The organism is Lutibacter sp., assembly GCF_041555395.1.
In the GTDB taxonomy this organism is placed as follows: domain Bacteria; phylum Bacteroidota; class Bacteroidia; order Flavobacteriales; family Flavobacteriaceae; genus Lutibacter.
This window is the reverse complement of sequence record NZ_JBFFKM010000031.1, coordinates 1-18,092: the sequence shown is the minus strand read 5'-3', so window position 1 is coordinate 18,092 and position 18,092 is coordinate 1. Positions and strand designations below refer to the sequence as shown.

At 34.4% G+C, this 18,092-nt stretch carries 14 protein-coding genes; 8 read left to right on the top strand and 6 right to left on the bottom strand.

All coding sequences use genetic code 11. The annotated features are described in order from the left end of the window. Nucleotides 1–29 precede the first annotated feature (29 nt). The 7 genes from ABY285_RS08130 (at nt 30) to acs (ending at nt 10,596) form a co-directional block, all read left to right on the top strand. A complete protein-coding gene (locus ABY285_RS08130; RefSeq protein ID WP_372768878.1) occupies nt 30–1,253 on the top strand; it encodes a hypothetical protein in 1,224 nt (407 codons plus the stop codon). 19 nt (nt 1,254–1,272) lie between these two features. Then, a complete protein-coding gene (locus ABY285_RS08125) occupies nt 1,273–1,527 on the top strand; it encodes a DUF4212 domain-containing protein (RefSeq protein WP_372768876.1) in 255 nt (84 codons plus the stop codon). Between the two features lie 27 nt (nt 1,528–1,554). After that, entirely contained in the window at nt 1,555–3,279 is a 1,725-nt protein-coding gene (locus ABY285_RS08120) for a sodium:solute symporter family protein (RefSeq protein WP_372768874.1), read from the top strand. 265 nt (nt 3,280–3,544) lie between these two features. Further along, nucleotides 3,545–6,175, top strand: a complete 2,631-nt coding sequence (locus ABY285_RS08115; protein ID WP_372768872.1) for an ATP-binding protein — start codon at nt 3,545–3,547, stop codon at nt 6,173–6,175. Nucleotide 6,176: 1 nt separating this feature from the next. Continuing rightward, complete coding sequence (locus ABY285_RS08110; RefSeq protein WP_372768870.1) at nt 6,177–6,554, top strand: response regulator transcription factor; 378 nt, start codon at nt 6,177–6,179, stop codon at nt 6,552–6,554. Next, entirely contained in the window at nt 6,551–6,769 is a 219-nt protein-coding gene (locus ABY285_RS08105; protein WP_372768868.1) for a hypothetical protein, read from the top strand. Before ABY285_RS08110 ends, ABY285_RS08105 begins: the two co-directional genes overlap by 4 nt. Before the next feature lie 2 nt (nt 6,770–6,771). Beyond that, on the top strand, nt 6,772–10,596 hold the full coding sequence (gene acs, locus ABY285_RS08100; protein ID WP_372768866.1) for an acetate--CoA ligase: 3,825 nt from the start codon (nt 6,772–6,774) through the stop codon (nt 10,594–10,596). 51 nt (nt 10,597–10,647) lie between these two features. On the opposite strand, the gene ABY285_RS08095 is transcribed toward acs, so the two are convergent. From ABY285_RS08095 to ABY285_RS08070, 6 genes are read right to left on the bottom strand one after another with little or no spacing between them, the layout of a single operon-like run. Further along, the gene (locus ABY285_RS08095) at nt 10,648–11,310 is read right to left on the bottom strand and encodes a PolC-type DNA polymerase III (RefSeq protein WP_372768864.1); all 663 of its coding nucleotides are present in this window, start codon (nt 11,308–11,310) and stop codon (nt 10,648–10,650) included. Beyond that, nucleotides 11,310–13,253 carry a DUF294 nucleotidyltransferase-like domain-containing protein gene (locus ABY285_RS08090; protein ID WP_372768862.1) on the bottom strand — a complete coding sequence of 648 codons (1,944 nt, stop codon included), beginning with the start codon at nt 13,251–13,253 and terminating at the stop codon, nt 11,310–11,312. The genes ABY285_RS08095 and ABY285_RS08090 overlap by 1 nt, the downstream gene beginning before the upstream one ends. A 37-nt stretch (nt 13,254–13,290) precedes the next feature. Further along, entirely contained in the window at nt 13,291–13,959 is a 669-nt protein-coding gene (locus tag ABY285_RS08085) for a PolC-type DNA polymerase III (RefSeq protein WP_372768860.1), read from the bottom strand. After that, nucleotides 13,956–15,878, bottom strand: a complete 1,923-nt coding sequence (locus ABY285_RS08080) for a DUF294 nucleotidyltransferase-like domain-containing protein (protein WP_372768858.1) — start codon at nt 15,876–15,878, stop codon at nt 13,956–13,958. The genes ABY285_RS08085 and ABY285_RS08080 overlap by 4 nt, the downstream gene beginning before the upstream one ends. A gap of 31 nt (nt 15,879–15,909) precedes the next feature. Further along, the gene (locus ABY285_RS08075) at nt 15,910–16,668 is read right to left on the bottom strand and encodes a lysophospholipid acyltransferase family protein (protein WP_372768856.1); all 759 of its coding nucleotides are present in this window, start codon (nt 16,666–16,668) and stop codon (nt 15,910–15,912) included. Further along, the gene (locus ABY285_RS08070; protein WP_372768896.1) at nt 16,669–17,757 is read right to left on the bottom strand and encodes a M42 family metallopeptidase; all 1,089 of its coding nucleotides are present in this window, start codon (nt 17,755–17,757) and stop codon (nt 16,669–16,671) included. Between the two features lie 152 nt (nt 17,758–17,909). Here ABY285_RS08070 and ABY285_RS08065 point away from each other — a divergent pair. After that, nucleotides 17,910–18,092, top strand: a 183-nt coding sequence (locus tag ABY285_RS08065; protein WP_372768854.1) for a hypothetical protein, incomplete at its 3' end; no start/stop codon positions are given.

Here is an 18,092-nt window from a genome sequence, read left to right as displayed (position 1 = left end):
AAATAATTAATTAACCAAATTTAACTATTATGAAGAAATTAACTTTACTACTCTTTTGTATTTCTTTGTTTTCGTTTCAAATTATTTTCTCTCAAGGTTCACCAGATTATGGTGGTGGATTAAAAGTGAAAATTAGTGAAGATGGGAGCAAATACTTTAGAGTAATTTCATGGGCGCAAGTCCAGGCAACTTATAATGATAATGTTGCCGCTGATGCAAGTAAACTTAACTTTAATGTGAGAAGAGCTCGAGTTTTGATGTTTTCTCAGATTAATAAAAACTTTTTAATCCTTACTCATTTTGGATTAAATAGTTTAAATAGTGGATCGATGTCTCCAGTTGGAAAGGGAGATGGAGCGCAACTATTTATGCATGATGTTTTTGCTCAATGGAGTCTAGGCGAAGATCATGCTGTTGGTGGTGGTTTACATTATTTTAATGGTATCTCAAGATTAAACAACCAGAGTACCTTGAATATGATGACTTTAGACAATAACAGACAATCTTGGTCTACAATTGGCTTATCAGACCAGTTTGCACGTCACGTTGGATTTTTTGCAAAAGGTAAATTTGGAAAATTACAATATAGAGTTGCAATTAACGATGCAATTACTAATGGATTGGATGCACGTACTCCAGTAAATGGCGGAGACGCAGTTTATGGTGGAAAAAGATTAATTGGATCTAAAGATGCTGGTAAAGCATATGCAGGATATTTTGAATATAACTTTTTGGATCAAGAGTCCAATTTTTTGCCATTTAAAGTTGGAACATACTTGGGTGGTAAAAAAGTATTTAATATTGGAGCTGGATTTTTCTTGCATCCAAGCGGATCTGTAGTTGCTAATTCTTCCGGTAATTTAACAGGCGAAGATGTTTCTATTTTTGCTGTTGATGCTTTTTATGATGCACCGCTTGGGGAAAATGGAAGTGCAATAACTGCTTATGCAACCTATCAATCGAATGATTATGGTAAAAATTATAAATTCAGCGCTTATGGAACAGGAAGTATGGTTTATACTCATTTAGGTTATGTTTTTGCAGGTGATAAAGCAAAAACAAGATTCCAACCTTATGTTTCATATGGCAGTAATAGTTATGATGCTATTTCTGACAATTTAAATGTTTTAGGTATTGGAACTAATGTATATATGAGTGGTCATAACTCAAAAATAACATTGGAATACCTAAATCAAAAGACTGGTCCTTCTAAAACAGGAATGGTTACATTACAAGGAATGATTTATTTATAAACATCTAAAACCAATAATTATGTCAAAAGAAAATATGAAAGCATATTGGAAAGAAAACCTAACCTATTTGGCAATATTGCTAAGTATCTGGTTTTTGGTTTCCTATGTGTTCGGAATCTTTTTAGTGGAAGAGCTAAATACCATCAAATTTGCCGGGTTTAAACTTGGTTTCTGGTTTGCTCAACAAGGATCAATGTATGTGTTTGTTATCTTAATTTTCGTCTATGTAAAATTGATGAATACCTTGGATAAAAAATATGGCGTTGAAGAATAATATAAACTTTTAAAAAAAATATAAATCATGGGAATATTAGCATGGACATGGATACTTGTAGGAATTTCATTTGCACTTTATATAGGAATTGCAATTTGGGCCAGAGCAGGAACTTCAAAAGAATTTTATGTAGCGGGTGGCGGTGTACATCCCGTACTGAATGGTATGGCTACGGCGGCAGACTGGATGTCAGCAGCATCATTTATCTCCTTGGCAGGGATTGTGTCATTCACAGGTTATGATGGCTCTGTTTACATTATGGGATGGACTGGCGGATATGTGCTTTTGGCACTTTTGCTGGCGCCTTATTTGAGAAAATTTGGAAAATTTACAGTGCCAGATTTTATTGGGGACAGGTATTATTCAAATACTGCCCGTGTAGTGGCAGTAATTTGTGCGTTAATAGTTTCATTTACCTATGTTGCCGGACAAATGCGTGGTGTTGGTATTGTATTTTCAAGATACCTTGAAGTAGATATTGATACAGGTGTTTACATTGGTATGGCAATTGTTTTCTTTTATGCCGTATTAGGGGGTATGAAAGGGATTACTTATACACAAGTTGCACAATATTGTGTGTTGATATTTGCTTTTATGGTACCTGCAATTTTCATTTCGTTTCAAATGACAGGAAACCCTATTCCTCAATTGGGATTTGGTAGTCAAGGTGGAGACGGTGTGTATTTGTTGGATAAATTAGATGGCTTGTCTACAGAACTTGGATTTCATGAATATACTTCAGGCAGTAAATCAATGATTGATGTATTTGCAATAACATTTGCGTTAATGGTTGGAACAGCCGGTTTACCGCATGTAATAGTGCGTTTCTTTACGGTGCCAAAAGTAAAAGATGCACGTATATCTGCTGGTTGGGCTTTATTATTTATTTCAATTCTTTATACAACCGTACCTGCAGTTGCAGTATTTGCACGAACCAAATTAATTGAAACTGTAAGTAATGCAAATTATGCAGAATTACCGCAATGGTTTGGCAACTGGGAAAAAACTGGATTGTTGACATTTACTGATAAAAATGGTGATGGTATTGTACAATATGTTGCTGATAAAGAAATGAATGAATTGGAAATTGACCGTGATATTATGGTTTTGGCAAATCCTGAAATTGCAAATTTACCTAACTGGGTAGTTGCATTGGTTGGAGCTGGTGGATTGGCAGCAGCCTTATCTACGGCAGCCGGTTTATTGTTGGTAATTGCTTCTTCAATTTCTCACGATTTAATTAAAAAAATCATAAACCCAGGGATTTCGGAAAAAGGAGAATTGTTAGCTGCGCGTATAAGTGCAGGCGTAGCAGTGGTTATAGCTGGTTATTTTGGAATTCATCCGCCGGGATTTGTCGCCGCGGTTGTGGCACTTGCCTTTGGTTTGGCTGCAGCTTCCTTCTTCCCTGCAATTTTACTTGGAATTTTTGATAAACGTATGAACAAAGAAGGTGCAATAACAGGAATGATTATTGGGATATCTTTAATGTTATACTATATGTTGAAATTCAAATTTGGAATTTTTGATGGAGGAAAAGAAGCCGTGGCCGGACTTGCAAAAGACTGGTGGTTTAATTTTGGAAACGGAGGGATATCACCTGAAGGTTTTGGAACCGTAGCAATGGCAATAAACTTTATTTTTTCTGTGGTTGTTTCCAGGTTAACGCCTGCACCGCCAGAACATGTTCAAGATATTGTTGAGCATATCAGAATTCCGTCAGGAGTAGAAGCGGCACAAGCTGCTCATTAGTAAAAAGTTTAGTAATAAAACAGCACTATATTATTTGTAGTGCTGTTTTTATTATATTTAGATTCAATATAACAGATAGTGAAAAAAAGACACCAACAAAAGTTAATTGTATTATCAATACTGTTATTGTGTTTATTTAATATTCCAATCATATTAATATTCAACAGTAGCAGAACTTTTATGGGACTTCCTTTACTCTATTTTTATGTATTTTTTATTTGGATTGTAAGCATTATTGTGTCATATATCATCTTAAAAAAATATTATGAGTAGCTTTTTGGTGATATTTATAATATTGGTTTATCTGGCCGTCATTTTTTATGTGGCCTATTGGGCTGAAAAAAATTCAAAAAGCAAATGGGTAAACAATCCTTATGTTTATTCACTTTCATTAGCTGTTTATTGCACAGCCTGGACATACTACGGCAGTGTTGGTTTAGCTGCAACTTCTGGTTTAAAATTTTTGACTATTTATTTAGGCCCAATTATCATTATACCAACTTGGGTAATTTTAATGCGAAAAATCATTAGGATTTCAAAAGGAAATAAAATTTCAACTTTAGCTGATTTCATTTCACTACGATACGGAAACGATCGTTTTTTGGGAGCCATAGTGACTGTTATTTGCGTTTTAGCAATTGTTCCCTATATATCATTACAGTTAAAGGCTATTTCTGAAACATTTAATGTGATCACTAATCATAATAATACTTCCTATTCTATTTTAGACGATACCACCTTTTATATTGCAATTTTATTGGCAACTTTTGCCGCATTTTTTGGCACACAGCACACAGATGCATCTGAGCGCCATAAAGGAATAATTACTGCAATAGCTTTAGAATCAGTTATTAAACTGGTATTTTTTCTTGTCATAGGTTTTTATGTAACCTTTTATTTATTTAATGGACCAGCCGATATTTACGATAAGGCATCGGTATTGCCCAATTTTGAAGCCCAGCAAACCATTGATGGTTTAAATGGCGGCTTTAATTGGTTTATGCTTAGTTTATTGTCAATGGTTGCTATTTTTTTATTGCCAAGACAATTTCAGGTTACTGTTATTGAAAATGAGCGGGAAAAATATTTAAAAAAGGTGATATGGTTATTTCCTTTGTATTTGTTACTTTTTAATTTTTTTGTCATATTTATAGCTTGGGGAGGAAACATCATGTTTCAGAATCAATCTATAGATGCTGATTTATTTACATTGATGTTGCCTTTGAGTAACCATCATGAGTTTTTAGCATTATTGGTGTTTTTAGGCGGGTTTTCAGCCGCTATTTCTATGGTGGTTATTTCATCATTGGCATTGGCGACTATGCTAAGCAATAATTTAATTATTCCTTATGGATTTTTAAGTAGATTTAGCAAAGCAGAATCAAAAGAAAATGCGGAATCAATTAAAAACATTCGACGAATCTCCATTTTTTTGTTGATTATCATCGCTTATTTATTTTATAAAAGTTTTACATTAGATAGACCGTTGGTTTCAATCGGTTTAATATCATTTGTGGTAATTGCCCAATTGGCTCCAGCCTTTTTTGGTGGTTTGTATTGGAGAAGAGGTTCCTCAAAAGGTGCTAAATATGGTATCATTACGGGTTTTTTAATTACAGCTTATACTTTATTAACTCCGCTAATTATTGATTCCCAATCAATAGTAACGTCTTTTGTAAACGAGGGATTATTCGGTATCAATATTTTAAAACCTTATGAATTGTTTGGGTTGCAAATATTTGAACCTGTAACTCATGCGTTTTTTTGGAGTATGTTTTTTAATATACTTATTTATTCATTGGTGTCGGTAAGTAAATTAGGAAGTTACAGGGAACGAAATTTTGCTGAAATGTTTGTTGACAGTAACAAATATGCATCCTTGCAAGAAGGCGCTTACGTATGGAAAGGGGAAGCTTATGTGCGTGATATCAGAAAAATTTTAACCCGGTTTTTAGGAGAAGACAGAACTGAAAGAGCGTTGAATTTATTTTTTAAGAAATATGATATTGATAAAAACAAGCAATTTGCAGATGCCCGTTTGGTAAATTTTTCCGAAAAATTGTTAACAGGAAGTATTGGAAGCGCTTCATCAAGGATTTTAATTTCTTCCGTAGTAAAAGAAGAAGAAATAAGTTTAATGGAAGTGCTTAATATTTTAGATGAAACCCAAAAAGCAAAAGAATCTAACAAGGAATTAAAAGAACGTGACAAACAAAAGGATGAGTTTCTGGATACAGTGGCGCATGAACTTAAAACCCCAATTACATCCATAAGAGCACTTTCTGAAATATTATTGGCAGATGATGAAATTGAAAATAGTATAAAAAAGAAATTCTTAACAAGTATTGTAAGTGAAAGCGAAAGAGTCAGCAGACTTATTAATAACATTTTAGACTTGGAAAAACTAGCCACCGGAAAAGAAAAATTAGATTTAAACCCGAATTCCATTAAAAACACAATTTTAAAATCGATTGATCCATTTAAGCAATTGGCCGTTAATAGAGGAATTAAAATTAGTCTAAAAGGGATTAATGATGTTGAAGTAGTTTATGATGAAGACAGAATTCAGCAGGTAATTGTCAATTTATTGTCGAATGCATTTAAATTTTCAAATGAAGAAAATGGGGAAGTTAAAATTTCAACCTATTTAAATCAAAATAAAGTTGAAATATATATTGAAGACAATGGTAAAGGAATTGAAAAAGACGAATTATTGTCCATATTCAAGAAATTTTATCAATCTAAAAATCAAACCTTAATAAAACCTATTGGAAGTGGATTGGGTTTGGCAATAAGCAAGCAAATTATTGAAAGGCACAATGGTGAAATTTGGGCGGAAAATATAAATCCGCAAGGGGCGCGATTGACTTTTACCTTACCATTAAATATAAATTAATATGAAAAAAATATTAATAGTTGACGATGAACCGAACATTGTAATGTCTCTGGAATACACCTTTAAGAAAGAAGGGTTTAAAGTATATATTGCTCGTGACGGTGCGGAAGCGATTGAAATTGTGGAAAATTCGATTCCGGATATTATTTTACTGGATATTATGATGCCTAATGTTGATGGTTATCAGGTGCTTAATTATTTAAAGGACAACGAAATTTTAAGAAAAATTAAAGTCATATTTCTTTCGGCAAAAAATAAAGCGTCTGATATAGAATTAGGTTTGCAATTAGGTGCTGACAAATACATATCAAAACCTTTTTCAGTAAAAAATTTAGTAAAAGAAGTAAAAGAACTCTTAAATAAAAAAAATAACAAATGAAATTAAAACTAGGGAATAGAACTTCAGATATTTTGATTACTATTTATGTCATCATTACCATATTTGGCAGAATATATATTGAATCATTATTTAAAATAGGCGCATTAAGTTCACTTTTTATGGGAGTGTTGACCTTATTAGTGCTGTGGGCATTGATTAAAATAAAATTTTTAAATCCAGTTTGGTTTGGGTTATTTAACAAAAAAAACAAATAATTATGAGCTACCAAAAACATTACAACAACAGTATCGAAAACCCAGAAGCGTTTTGGGAAGAACAAGCCAATAATATTAAATGGTATAAAAAACCAACAACGATATTATCTAAAGATGAAAATGGATTTGATCGTTGGTTCGCAGACGGAAAATTAAATATTTGCTATTTGGCCGTTGATAAACACGTTGATGCCGGCTATGGAGAACAAACAGCAATTGTTTATGATTCTCCAGTTACACAACAAAGAGTTCTTTACTCTTACAAAGATGTTAAGAAACAGGTTTCACGTTTGGCTGGCGGACTTCGTGATTTGGGCGTGAAAAAGGGCGATACCGTTATTATTTATATGCCAATGATTCCGCATGCAGCATTCAGTATGTTGGCCTGCGCGCGTATTGGCGCTATACATTCTGTAGTTTTTGGTGGTTTTGCACCTCATGAATTGGCTATAAGAATAGATGACTGTAAACCAAAAGTCATTATTACTGCCACATCTGGAATGGAAGTTGACCGACTTATTGCATACAAGCCATTGGTTGATGAAGCAGTAGAAAAAGCCACCCATAAAGTTGAAAAAGTTATTGTTTACCAACGAAATTTGGGTGCCATAAATCCTAAAACTGAACGTTACGTTAGTTATAAAAAATTAGTTAAAGCTTCTGAACCTGTTGATTGTGTTGAGATGAATTCTAATGATCCGCTTTATATATTATATACTTCAGGAACTACAGGGAAACCAAAAGGTATTTTACGTGATACTGGTGGTTATGCAACCGCTTTAAAATATTCAATGAAAAATATTTATGGTGTTGAAGAAGGGGATACCTTTTGGGCAGCGTCAGATGTTGGTTGGGTTGTTGGCCATAGTTATATTGTTTATGGTCCGCTTATTAATAGAAACACAACTATTATTTTTGAAGGAAAACCGGTAAAAACACCAGACGCAAGTACTTTTTGGAGAATTATCAGCGAAAATAACGTAAAGGTCATGTTTACTGCGCCAACGGCAATTAGGGCTATAAAAAAAGAAGATCCTGATGGTGAATTGCTAAAAATGTACGATTTAAGTTGTTTGAAATATCAGTTTTTGGCAGGAGAACGCTGCGATGCTGCAACCTTACATTGGTTAGAAGATCAGTTACAAATTCCGGTGATTGACCATTGGTGGCAAACAGAATCCGGTTGGCCAATGGTATCAAACATGATGGGATTGGAAGCATTGCCGGTAAAACCTGGATCAGCGGCAAAACCAGTTGGCGGTTATAATATTCAAATTTTAAATAATGAAGGAAAACAGGTTGAAGCAAATGAGGAAGGACTGGTTGTGGTTAAGTTGCCATTGCCTCCAGGAAATATGCTAAACATTTGGGGAAATACAGAACGATTTGTAGAAGGTTATTTAAAGCGATTTGATGGATATTATTTTTCTGGTGATGGCGGATATATTGATGAGGATGGCTATGTTTTTATTACCGGTCGCGTTGATGATGTAATCAATGTTGCAGGTCACCGATTGTCAACTGCCGAAATGGAAGAAATCGTTTCTTCAAATAAATCGGTTGCTGAATGTGCCGTTTTTGGTATTGAAGATGCTTTAAAAGGACAAGTTCCTTTGGCATTGGTGGTGTTAAAATCGGGCGATTATATTTCAAGTTTTGAATTGGAACATAACATCGTTCAAGAGGTCAGAAATGTTATTGGTCCGGTTGCGTCATTAAAAAAAGTTTTGATAGTTCAGCGATTGCCAAAAACACGGTCAGGAAAAATTCTTCGTAAATTATTGCGAAATATGGCTGATGGTGTTGAATACACCATCCCTTCGACCATTGATGATCCTGAAATTATTGAAGAAATCATTCATGAGCTCAAACTTTTCAAAATTGGAATATTTGAACATGCCACTGAGGAAGAAAAACAAACACTTGCCGATTTACGTATAGATTCATTCATAAAGTATTATAAATCCTACCAACACAGCGTAATTGATCCGGAAGGTTATTGGGCTCAGATTGCAGATACTTTTACATGGCGTAAAAAATGGGATAAAGTTGTTGAATACGATTGGGATACACCAAAATTTGAATGGTTTAAAGGCGCTAAATTAAATATTACCGAAAATTGTTTAGATCGCCATTTAGAAAAAAGAGGAAATGATACAGCCATTATTTGGGAACCTAACAATCCAGATGAAGCAGGAAGAAAGTTAACATATAATGAATTGCATGCTGAAGTTTGTAAATTCTCTAATGTGTTGAAAAATAATGGTGTTGTTAAAGGTGACAAGGTTTGTATTTATATGCCAATGGTGCCAGAACTTGCTATTGCCGTTTTGTCTTGCGCACGCATTGGAGCAGTACATTCTGTTGTGTTTGCAGGATTTTCTGCAGTGGCACTTTCTACTAGAATTAATGATGCCGAATGTAAAATCATATTAACCTCCGATGGTGTTTTTAGAGGTAATAAGGCAGTTGATTTTAAAGTTATTGTTGATGAAGCGCTGGAAACTTGCCCAACTATTGAAACCTCAATTGTATTAAATAGAGTTAATGGAAAAGTTGTCATGAAAGAAGGACGCGATGTTTGGTGGCATGAGGAATTGAAGAAAGTTGATGCCAATTGTCCTGCTGAAATTATGGATGCTGAAGACATGTTGTTTATACTTTATACTTCTGGCTCAACAGGGAAACCAAAAGGAATGGTACATACTTGTGCTGGTTATATGGTGCAAACTGCGCATAGTTTTAAGAATGTATTTCAATATGAACATGGGGATGTTTATTTCTGTACTGCCGATATTGGATGGATTACAGGCCACTCATATATTGTATATGGTCCTTTATCTGCCGGGGCAACCACATTAATGTTTGAAGGAATCCCATCATACCCAGATTATAGTCGTTTTTGGCAAATCGTTGAAAAGTATAAAGTAAACCAATTCTATACGGCGCCAACTGCCATTAGAGCTTTGGCAGCCCAAGGAAATGAAATGACACAAAGAAACGATTTAAGTTCCATTAAAGTTTTAGGAACCGTTGGGGAACCTATTAATGAGGAGGCATGGCACTGGTATGATGAGAAAATTGGTAAACAAAAATCACCAATTGTAGATACTTGGTGGCAAACTGAAACGGGAAGTATTATGATTTCTCCTTTGGCGGGTGTAACCCCTACAAAACCTACTTTTGCAACCAGACCAATGCCAGGAGTACAACCTTGTTTACTTGATGAACTTGGAAATGAATTAGGTACAAATCCTTCTGAAGGAAGATTGTGTATTAAATACCCATGGCCATCTATGGCACGGACAATTTTCGGTGATCATAAACGCTATAAAGAAACGTACTTTACTGCATTTCCGGGAAAATATTTCACGGGAGACGGGGCTTTTAGAGATTTGGAAGGAAATTATAGAATTACCGGTAGGGTTGATGATGTAGTTATCGTTTCAGGCCATAATTTAGGAACGGCTCCAATTGAAAATATAATTAATGAGCATAGTAATGTTGTTGAGTCTGCTATTGTTGGATTCCCTCATAAGATTAAAGGAAATGCGCTGTATGCATATGTAATTGTTTATGAGGTTCCACAGAATGAGGATTTTTTACGTCGTGAAATTAATGATTTAATTAGTCGTACTATTGGGCCTATCGCAAAATTGGACAAAATTCAATTTGTGCCAGGATTGCCAAAAACACGGTCAGGAAAAATTATGAGACGAATTTTACGCAAAATTGCTGAAAATGAAACTTCAAATATGGGAGATATTTCAACCTTGTTAAATCCAGAAGTTGTTCAGGCAATCATGGAAGGATCCTTGGTTAAATAAATTTCGATACCCTGAAGATGAAGACGCTCTCAATTTTTGGGAGCGTTTTTTTTACATCAAGCCTTCTTTGCCGGAAACCCTAAACAAATCGGAATAATGCAAGTTGCGTTGTTTTTTTAAGGTTGCTATAATTTTTAAAAAAAGCAAGGCGGTGATAAAGGCATCCCCGGCTGCGGTATGACGGTCGTGCTTTGGAATGTTGAATTTTTTGCATAAAACATCTAAATTAAAATGACTGTCTTTTTTGCCCTCCAGTTTTTTATATAAAATACCGGTATCAATCGTTTTGTTTTTTAATTTCGGTAAATCCAATCTTTTTAAGGCGGCATTAATCATTTCAATGTCAAAAGCAGTATGATGCGCCACCAAAACGGAGTTTCCTATATAAGCAATAAAATGTGCCATTGCTTCTGTTTCGCTGAGCTTAGTGAGTTTACCTTCTTTTAAAATTCCGTGAATTTCAACAGTTTCAGCTTTAAAGGCATCTTGTTTTACATAGATTTCGAAACTGTCGGCAACATCAATAATATTGTTAAAAATACCAATGGCACCAATTGACAAAACTCTGTCATTTAAAATGTCTAAACCCGTAGTTTCTGTGTCAAATACAACAAATCGGGTATTTTCAATACTTTTTGGCTGTTTTTGTTTGAACTTTATTGAATACTGCTTCCAGAATAAAGGATAATTTTTATATTTGAACCAGGAAATCATCACATTATTTGAGCTAAGTTATACCTGATATTCAATAATTCCTGAACATCTTTAATAGGTTTAAAACATCCTTTTAATTTTAATTTTTCGAATTTGCTCAAATTATTTAGGTCTACATATCTACCTGAATCGTTATTTTTTAAGCCTTGTTTTGTGCGGAATTGCAGCAATATTTTAAAGGAATTAATGCATGATAAATACAAGTCCTGATTTTGAGGTTCCACTTTTATTAATTTTTTAAATCGGGAAATTGTATTGTTTTTGTCTTTTATTTGATGCGATAGTGTTAGCAATCGTGCGGCATCTACCAAAGGCATTATTGCTCTGCTTTTTATATCGAATTGATCTTTATGTGCTCCGTCATTTTCTACTAAAAATTGCCTGAAAAATCCAATAGGAGGTGGGTTTCTGAGTGCGTTTCTTCCCAGGAAATTTAAAAATATTTCAAAAGATTTTATTGATTGATAAATACTGTCGGACATTTCATTTACCAACTTTTTATCGCCAAAAACCAAGTCGTAGTCAAAAAATATGGAACACATCATTATGGCATCTTCAGAAGGGGATTTAATCCATGTGTCAAACTGATTTTTCCATTCGGATAAGGATAAGCACCAATTTGGGTTGCTTGCCATCATATTTGCAGGGCAATACTCAAAACCAATAACGTTTAGTTTTTCGGTAACTTTTTTTGCAAGTTGTAAAAAATACTGTTTTGTTGATTGATGTTTTTCTGGCGACACATCTTTAAAAACCAAGGCATTGTCCTGATCGGTCATCAGCAATTGTTCTTTTCTGCCTTGGCTTCCCAAAGCCAGCCATCCAAATTTAACAGGTGGCTTTTTATCCATTTCTTCAATGGAAAGTTCAATGGCTTTTATGGTAATGGCTTCATTTATTTCAGAAATAATTTTTGAAATAAATATAATTGGAATATGTTGTTCAATATAACCTTGAAGTAAATTTGATGCTTTCTCCCGTATATATTTTAAATCATTTACATCTTTTGCCCGATTTGTTTTTTTTATTAGTAAGGAAGGGTTGTTCCCATGCATAACTACGATGTCATGTTCCGATAAAACACCTATTAATTCGGAGTTTGGGGTGCCGTCTTTGGTAATGCATAAATGGGTAATTTTGTTTTTTATCATGGCAATTTGGGCTTCGGCCACAGTAATTTTTTGCTTAAAAGTTTTAACTGGCGTAGACATGATTTTGGTGACTCTTTCATCTATGGAAATAATTCCTGTAGCAATTTTTGACCGCAAATCCTTATCGGTTATAATGCCTACGGGATTTTTATTTTCCACAATTAAAATAGAACCGACACGTTTCTCGCTCATTATTTGGGCAGCTTCTTTTATAGAAGATGATTTTAATGTGGTAACAGGATTTTTGCTGAATTCTGCACTTTGAATTTCAGTAAAACTGGTATTCGAATTTTGCAGCATTTCTATATTTGCAAATAATTGTCCGTTCGTGCCTTTTGCATAAGGCGTTTTGATATTTGACGAGAAACTTGCAATTAAAAATTTCTTTACTTTTTCATTGGTTTGAATAATTTCTTTTAATATTTCTACGGAAACGGCATACAAAACAGACTCTTCATTGGCTTTGGCACTCATGAGGTATAAATCGTTTTGTATCAAAGGTCGAAGCCCAAAAATATCACCTTCATCACAAATATCAACCAAAATTTGTTCATTGCCCATGGTTCTGTACAAACCTATGGCGCCATCTTTTACCACATAAAAATGCTCGTGCGGATTCTCTTCTTGCTTAAAAACAAAATTATCTTTTTCAATATAGGTTACCTTCACATTTGAGGCAATTTTAAAGAGTTGTTCTTTCTCTAAAACATCAAAAGGAGGGAAGTTTTTAAGGAAATCGTATATACGTTCTGCAATGGTGTTTTTCATAAAATCAGTAACAATGTGAATCAATAAAGCTACAAAATTTTATGGGTTTACAAAAGCGTTTTTATTTGAGCAAATGATAGTTGGTGTTTATTAAATCGAACAGATTCAGCGCGTTGTTTTTTTTGTATTTGGCTGTTTGTTTCAGGAATAAATAGGCGGTAATCAGCGCGTCCCCCAAAGCGGTATGCCGGTCGTGCATTTTAACGTTATAAATTTCGCACAATTCTTCCAGACTGAAGATTTTTTTATACGTATCTGTTTTTGCTATTTTTTTATGGATGTAATTGGTATCCAGTTGTTTGGATTCCAAAGGCCCAACTTTTAAACGTTTTAAAGCCATATTGATCATAGTTACGTCGAATGCCGTATGATGCGCCACAATAACCGCATCATCCAAATAGTCAATAAATTTAATAATGGCCGCTGCTTCACTCAATTTTTCTTCATCGCCATCTTTTCTGATGCCGTGAATTTTTACGGTTTCTTTATTGAAAACATCTTGTTTGACGTAGATTTCAATAGCATCGGAAACCAATATTTTATTATTTTTGATGGCTACTGCGCCAATGCAAAGAATTCTGTCATTTTCATAATCGAATCCGGTTGTTTCAGTATCAAGCGCCACAAATCGGATGTCTTCAAAATTTGAATATTTTTTGCTGTTTCGCACCTTATAAATGTGATCTTCCCAAAATTTCGGAGTTTGCTTCTTTTTGAAATAGTTGATCATATTTGTGGAATTTGAGAGGTTTTAAAACGCAGTTTTATGGCTTCCTGCACATTTTTTATGGGTTTAAAACAACTTTTTAATTTTAGCCTGTCAGCCTTGTTTAGGCTGTTGATGTCAACAAATTTGCCATTGTCATTATTGGCCAAGCCTTGGGAAGTTCTGAATTGCAATAAAATTTTAAATGCGTTGGCGCAAGATTCAAATAAATCCCTGTTTTGGGGTTCAACCTCCATCAGTTTTTCATAGCGCGAAATGGTATTGTTAACTCTTAAGTTATGATGCAATGATAAAATTCTGGCGGCATCCACCAAAGGCCTGATCGCCCTGCTTTTGATGTCAAAACTGTCTTTGTTTTCGCCATCCTGTTCCACCAAAAACTGTTTAAAGAATCCTAATGGAGGCGGATTGTCTAAAGTCACTTTTCCTAAAAAGCTTAAAAAAATCTGATTTTTTTCAATAGTTTTAAAAACGCTTTCAGACATTTTTGTGTAAAGATTTTCGTCGCCATGAACCAACTCAAAATCAAAAAAGATAATGCTTAACAGTATTTTTTCCGGAATTGGGTCAGTAATCCATTCCTCAAATTGTTGTTCCCATTCTTCCAATGAAATGCACCATTTTGGGTTGCTGGCCATAATGTTGGCCGGGCAATAATCAAAACCAACCATATTTAGTTTTTCTGTCACTTTTTCTGCCAATTCCAAAAAGTAATTTTTTACCCTGTTATAATCTGCGGGAGCGACATTTTCAAATACCAAAGCATTGTCCTGATCGGTCATTAACAATTGTTCTTTTCGTCCCTGGCTTCCCAATGCCAACCACGAAAATTTTACGGGCGGCTCTTTGCCCATTTCTAAAATCGACAATCTGATTGCTTTTTTTGTGATGGCCGTATTTATTTCAGAGATTACTTTCGTCACAAAATAAATGGGGATTTCCTGCTCAAAATAGCCTTTTGTTAACTCAGATGCTTTTGTTCTTATATGTTTTAGTGTTTCAGTGTCTTTGGCATTTTTTATTTCTTTGATCAGCAACGACGGATTATTGCCTTGCGTTAAAATTAAATCCTGTTGGGTTAAAATTCCGACCAGCTCAGATTTGTTGGTGCCGTCTTTGGTGATGCATAAATGGGAAACCTTATGCTTTAAAATCATAATCTGGGCTTCGGCAACTGTGATATTTTGAGGAAAGGTAACCACTGGACTGGTCATAATTTCACCTACTTTGCTGGTGATTTTATACAAGCCTGTCCCAATTTTAGTTCTGATGTCTTTATCGGTAATAATCCCAATCGGTATATCATTTTCTATGACAATAATAGAATTAATGACGTTCTTCGTCATAATGATACAGGCCGTTTGTATAGAAGTGTCCGCAGAACAGGTAATTGGATTTTTATTATAATTTGCCGATTGTATTTCTGCAAAACTGCTGTCTATTTTTTGAATGGCGGAAACATTTGCAAACAATTTGCCTTTGTGCTTTTCAGAAAATGGATCTCGGGTATTTGTGGCAAAACTTGCGATTAAAAACTGGCTAACTTTTGGATAGTTTAAAATAATGTCGTGAAACAACGCAATAGGAATTCCGTATAAAATGGTTTCTTCATTGGCAGAAGCGCCCATCACATAATTTTCGTTCATAATGAGCGGCCTTAAACCGAATAAATCGCCTTCATCACAAATATCAAGAATGTGTTTTTCGTTTTCCACAAATCGGTAAAGCCTTACGGATCCCTGATAAATGATATAAAAATGTTCGTGTGGATTGTCATTCTGGCTAAAAATAATCTGATCTTTTTCAAAATATTGAATTTCCACCTTTTGTGAAACTTCCAATAAAGTTGCGTTGGAAATTAAATTGAATGGTGGGTAATTTTTTAAAAAATCAAAAATTCTTTCAGAAATGGTATTTTTCATTATTCTTGAGATATGTTGCTAAATAAACTAATTAATCAATTGAATTCCAGTCTTTTCTAAACCGAAGAAGCTCCTGGTCTATTTGGTTTTTCGATAGGGAAATTAATTCCTCCACATTATCAGAAACGATTGGATCCAAATAACTTACCTTAATTTCAGTCCGCCATTTGCTGAAACATTTTAAAAAATGCGGAATAAAAGTATCATTGCCAATCCAGGCATCATCAAGATTTTTATAATCTATCGCCACAGGCATAACAGGAATGCCCATTTCAGCCGCTAAAACGAATGTGCCGGGCCTGAAATTAATGGTGGTTGGATTGATATGTGTGGTGCCTTCCGGCGCAATAAATATCGAAAAACCATTTTCTAAAACCACACGAACTTCTTTCAGCGTTTGTGTTCTGCTTGATTTTTCTTCTCTGTTTACAAAGATGACACCTGTTGTTTTTGTGACGCTGCCAATTAATGGCCAGGATGCTACTTCTTTTTTTCCAACAGGAGAAGCGAGTAAGTTTTTTAAAATAACCATCGCGTCAAAATAACTTCTGTGGTTTGAAACAATTAAACCGGTATCGATTGGCTCTTTGCCGTAAACCGTTATTTTCGACCCTAAAATGGGGTGTAAAATCCTTATCGCAAAACGCCGAAGCAATATGCCGCGTTCCAATTTTTTTTCCTTGCCTTTGTAAAATAAACTAATAACCAGCAATAAACAAAAGAAGAATACGGCAACCAATATAAATAGAAACAGCCTGCCAATTGCCAATAAACCTCCAAATACAGCCATCTATTTAAAGTAACTGAATGTTTCGCCTTCTTTAATAGTAAGCAATGTTTCATAAATTAATTTAATGACATTTTCAACATCATCTTTGTGAACCATTTCTACGGTAGTGTGCATATAGCGCAATGCCAGTGAAATTAATGCGGAAGGCACGCCTCCATTACTATATGCAAAAGCGTCGGTATCGGTCCCTGTTGCCCGTGAAGAAGCATTTCGCTGAAAAGGAATTTTTTTCGCGATGGCCGTATTCACAATCAATTCTCGTAAATTATTTTGAACAGCAGGAGCATAGCTTATTACAGGTCCGCTACCGGAAAGCGTTTCGCCTTCTTTCTTTTTATCAATCATTGGGGTCGATGTGTCGTGACAGACATCGGTAATTATCGCAATATCCGGTTTGATGGTTTGCGTAATCATTTCGGCGCCACGCAAGCCAATCTCCTCCTGAACGGAGTTTGTAATATACAGTCCGAAAGGAAGTGTTTTCTTATTTTCTTTTAACAAACGCGCAACTTCAGCAATCATAAATCCGCCCATTCTGTTGTCGAGCGCCCTGCAAACAAAATTGTTTTTATTTAAAATAAAGAAGGTGTCAGGGTAGGTAATTACACAACCTACATGAACGCCTAATGCATCTACTTCCTCTTTCTTTTTACAACCAACATCAATAAAGATATTGTCTAATTGAGGAGTTTCTTCTTTACTCTTATCTCTAGTATGTATTGCCGGCCATCCAAAAACACCTTTTACAAAGCCTTTTTTTGTATGAATATTTACAATTTTTGAAGGGGCAATTTGATGATCGCTTCCTCCATTTCTAATCACATATATTAAACCTTCAGGAGTAATATAGTTTACATACCATGAAATTTCATCTGCATGTCCTTCAATAACCACTTTAAATTTCGCATCCGGATTTATCACACCTACGGCCGTGCCGTAACTGTCGGTTATGAAGGTATCAACATAAGGCTTTAAATAATCCATCCAAATTTTTTGGCCTTCACTTTCATAACCTGTAGGCGAAGCATTATTTAAATATTTTTCTAAAAAGTCGATTGATTTTTTATTTAATATAGATTTACTCATAATTATTTAAATGTTTTTGTGAACGCAAGATAGTGAAATGTTGTTTATGCCTTAAATTAATAATACATATTGTATTAATAAAACATTAAGATACTATTGAAATAGATTTTTGAATTGTGTAATTTTGGAACTCTTTTTGATAAAGATAATAATTGATGAAGAATAAAGTTAAAAAGTTTTTGTTATTGCCTATCCTATTTATGGGTTTACTTCTTTTTGCACAAGAAGAAAAGGATCCTATTCCTTTATCTGAGCAGTATATTATTTTTGAAGGTGATACCTTACTGATTGAGCTAGATGAGATTTTTTTATTGAAAAAATTAAAATTTAAAACAGAT